At 39.4% G+C, this 3730-nt stretch carries 5 protein-coding genes; 1 reads left to right on the top strand and 4 read right to left on the bottom strand.

Annotated elements, in window-relative coordinates; translation table 11 throughout:
• The first annotated feature begins 56 nt into the window (after positions 1-56).
• A complete protein-coding gene (locus tag A194_RS18815) occupies positions 57-710 on the top strand; it encodes an HAD-IC family P-type ATPase (protein WP_017187682.1) in 654 nt (217 codons plus the stop codon).
• Positions 711-927: 217 nt separating this feature from the next.
• On the opposite strand, the gene hisC is transcribed toward A194_RS18815, so the two are convergent.
• The 4 genes from hisC to A194_RS18820 all read right to left on the bottom strand — a co-directional run.
• Complete coding sequence (gene hisC / locus A194_RS0115375) at positions 928-1995, bottom strand: histidinol-phosphate transaminase (protein WP_029425378.1); 1068 nt, start codon at positions 1993-1995, stop codon at positions 928-930.
• A 1-nt stretch (position 1996) separates the two neighbouring features.
• Positions 1997-2620, bottom strand: coding sequence for a bifunctional phosphoribosyl-AMP cyclohydrolase/phosphoribosyl-ATP diphosphatase HisIE (gene hisIE / locus A194_RS0115380; RefSeq protein ID WP_017187685.1), 624 nt, complete (start codon positions 2618-2620; stop codon positions 1997-1999).
• A 6-nt stretch (positions 2621-2626) separates the two neighbouring features.
• Positions 2627-3385 (bottom strand): imidazole glycerol phosphate synthase subunit HisF, encoded by a 759-nt coding sequence (gene hisF / locus A194_RS0115385; RefSeq protein ID WP_017187686.1) that lies wholly within the window; start codon positions 3383-3385, stop codon positions 2627-2629.
• Positions 3379-3730, bottom strand: a 352-nt coding sequence (locus A194_RS18820; protein ID WP_017187687.1) for a 1-(5-phosphoribosyl)-5-[(5-phosphoribosylamino)methylideneamino]imidazole-4-carboxamide isomerase, incomplete at its 5' end; no start/stop codon positions are given. The genes A194_RS18820 and hisF, both read right to left, overlap by 7 nt.

The following is a 3730-nucleotide window of genomic DNA, read 5'->3' on the forward strand; positions in this document are numbered from 1 at the left end:
GGAAGAGGTGTAACTGGTGAAATCGAAAGTTCACAGTTTAAAATCGGAAGTCCTCAATGTTCGATTTAAATAGTGAGCAACAAACAGCTGTCAATGAAGCTAGACAATCTGGCCATACGGTTATTTTGATGAGTGAAAATGATCGTGTCCTTGGCTTAGTTAGTATAGCTGATGCCATTCGACCAATGGCACAAAGCATGATTGCAAAATTAAATAAACTGAACATCAACCGTACTGTATTACTTACTGGTGACCATGAAGTAACAGCTAAATCAATCAGTCATCAAGTTGGTATTAAACAGTACTTGTCTCAATTACTACCGAAAGATAAGCAAATGAAAGTTAAAGAACTACAAGAACAACACGGACAAATTGCGATGGTCGGTGACGGTGTTAATGATGCACCTGCACTAGCTACTGCAAACGTTGGCATTGCAATGGGTAGCGCTGGAACAGATACTGCCTTAGAAACGGCTGATATTGCACTTATGGGCGATGACTTATCAAAACTTCCTTATACTATGAAGTTAAGTCGAAAAGCATTAAACATTATTAAACAAAACATTGTCTTTGCACTGACGACGAAAGCACTTACGTTATTGTTAGTCATTCCTGGTTGGTTAACGTTATGGATTGCAATACTAGCCGACATGGGTGCAACATTACTTGTAACACTTAACGCACTACGATTACTCAAGTTAAAGGATTAGTCATATTTAAAGCTGGCCCGGGTGCCAGCTTTTTTAATGCTATGAGCTCCTTGAGCTGTTCTATGAACCTCTTGCTCGATTCTATGCGCCTCTTGGGCTTTTCTATGAGCTTCTAGAAAGATTCTATGCGTCTCTCGGGTTTTTCTATGAGCTTCTAGATCAAGGGTTTGAGCATCTAGACTGATTTTTTGAGCACCTGGACTAAGTTTTTGAGCATCTAGCAATCACCGTTTAATAAATTCGAAATCTCATTCAATAAGCGCTTCATCTCTTCATCCGTCCCAACTGATATTCGGACAAACCCTCTTACTTCAGGTTTGTCGAAGTAACGAATGTAAAAGCCTCGTTCTTTTAACGTTAAGTACAACCATTCTGCTTCAACGCCGATCGGTTTTACAAATAAGAAATTAGCTTTAGAATCTAAAACTTCTAAACCTAATTCTTCAAGTGATTGTTTAAACCAAACTCGAGTGTTGATCACACGTTCCAACGTTTCTCGATAATAGACGTCATCACTTAACGCCGCTTCAGCACCTGCTAATGACACACTGTTAATCGTGTACGAATTAAAGGAGTTTTTAATCCGCTGGAGTCCTTCAATTAAGTCTTCTTGCCCTACTGCATAACCGACTCTAATGCCTGCAAGAGCATGTGATTTTGATAATGTCTTCGTTACAAGTAAATTAGGGTACTTCTCGACTAGGTCTACAGCTGACTCTCCTCCAAACTCAACATAAGCTTCATCTACAATCACGACATTATTAGGATTACCTTGTAAAATCTCTTCTATTTGCTCCAAACGTAAAGCTAAACCTGTTGGTGCATTCGGATTTGGAAAAATGACGCCTCCAATCGACTGTTTCATTCCTTCAACGTCAATTGTAAAATCATCATTTAGCGTCACTGCTTGATATGGAATGCCATACAAATTCGCATAAACAGGGTAGAAACTATACGTCACACTCGGAAACTTTATCGCCTCGTTAGGTTCAAAGAACGCTTGAAAGGCAAAAGCTAACACTTCATCAGACCCATTTCCAACAAACACTTGTTTACTATTGACCCCTTCACGGTTTGCGATGACACGCTTTAACGAGTCGACTGTTGGCGTTGGATACTTTCGCAAACCTTCATTCACAACCTCTTTCATCGCTTCTAATGTTTTCGGCGAAGGTGGATATGGGTTTTCATTCGTATTTAACTTAATAACTTGTGATTCATTCGGTTGTTCTCCAGGAATATAAGGTTTTGCTTCACGTGCTGTTCGGCTCCAAAACTTACTCAAACTACTCACCCTTCATTCTCTTCGTTAACACTTCTTTTACTTGCTCAACAGACAACCCTTTTTCAACCATTAATACGATCAAATGATACGTTAGATCTGCAATTTCCATCACTAAATTTTCATCGTCATCATTTTTAGCACCTATTAATACTTCGCCGGATTCTTCACTTATTTTCTTTAAAATTTTATCAATACCCTCATCAAATAAGTAATTCGTATAGGACCCTTCTTTACGATTCACTTTTCGTTCTTCAATCGTACTATACAACTCATTAATAACTGAACGGTTAAACGGTGTTGATTCCTCTAAATCTACTTCGCGGTAAAAACAACTTTTTTCCCCTGTATGGCATGCAACGCCCACTTGCTCGACTTGAATAAGTAACGCATCTTCATCACAATCATAGCTTAATTGTTTAACGTTTTGATTGTTTCCTGACGTAGCCCCTTTTTGCCAAAGTTCTTGTCGACTACGGCTGTAAAACCACGTTCGCTTCGTCTCAATCGTCTTATTAAGCGACTCTTCATTCATGTAAGCTAACATGAGCACTTCCCCTGTTTTATAATCTTGAATAATTGCTGGCACTAAACCTTTTTCATCAAATTGGACTTCTAACTGCTTCATAACTGTTCACCCTAACCTAATTGGAAGTTGCTGTTCATATAAATATTGCTTTAATGATTGTAAGTCGATCTCACCAAAGTGAAAGACAGATGCGGCCAATGCAGCATCAGCTTGACCTTGTTTTAAGACATCACGAAAATGCTCTACTTGACCAGCACCTCCTGAAGCTACAATTGGTATGTTTACTTGTTCACTTAACTGAGCCATAACCTCATTGAGATACCCTTGTTTCACACCGTCTGTATCCATAACATTCAACACAATTTCGCCTGCGCCACGACGTTCGCCTTCTTTTGCCCATTCAAACAACCTTTTCCCTGTATTTTCACGACCACCTTTAACGAAAACAAACCACTCACCATCAACTTCTTTCGCATCAATGGATAAAACGACACATTGGTTACCGAAACGAACAGCCGCTTCATCAATTAATGAAGGCCTAGAAACAGCTGCACTATTAACGGATACTTTATCTGCTCCTGCTTTTAACACAGCTCTAAAATCTTCAACTGATTGAATGCCTCCACCGACAGTAAACGGAATATGAACTTCCTCAGCAACGCGTTCAACGACGTCTAAAAAAATGCCTCGCTTTTCATGTGAAGCCGTTATATCGTAAAAAACGAGTTCATCAGCGCCTAGTTCGCTATACTTTTTTCCGAGTTCGACTGGGTCAGCGACATCTTGTATGTCAGTAAACTTTTTCCCTTTAACAACTCTTCCATCTTGAACGTCTAAACAAGGAATAATTCTTTTCGCTAACATGTCTTAGGCTCCTTCATAATATCTGATAGGTTAACTCGATCTTCATAGAGGGCTTTGCCAATGATCACACCGTAAAGCTTCAATTCACTTAACCTTTGAATATCTGAAAGTGATGAGACCCCTCCAGATGCTATAACCTGTAATTCAGTTTGCTCGTTTAAGTCTGATAAAGCTTCAAAGTTTGGCCCTTCAAGCATGCCGTCTTTAGAAATATCAGTATAAACAACCGTCTTAACACTAGCAGCTTCTAACTGTTTAGCAAATTGACTCGCTTCTACATTCGATGTTTCAATCCAACCGTCAGTAGCTACATAACCATCTCTTGCATCGACTGAGACTGCCAAG

Source organism: Alkalibacillus haloalkaliphilus C5, assembly GCF_000269905.1.
In the GTDB taxonomy this organism is placed as follows: Bacteria; Bacillota; Bacilli; order Bacillales; family Alkalibacillaceae; genus Alkalibacillus; species Alkalibacillus haloalkaliphilus_A.

Bases quoted from the DNA above. Each gene is read 5' to 3' on its own strand.
- A194_RS18815 (WP_017187682.1), top strand. From the start codon at position 57: ATGTTCGATTTAAATAGTGAGCAACAAACAGCTGTCAATGAAGCTAGA.
- hisIE (WP_017187685.1), bottom strand. From the start codon at position 2,620: ATGAAGCAGTTAGAAGTCCAATTTGATGAAAAAGGTTTAGTGCCAGCA.
- hisF (WP_017187686.1), bottom strand. From the start codon at position 3,385: ATGTTAGCGAAAAGAATTATTCCTTGTTTAGACGTTCAAGATGGAAGA.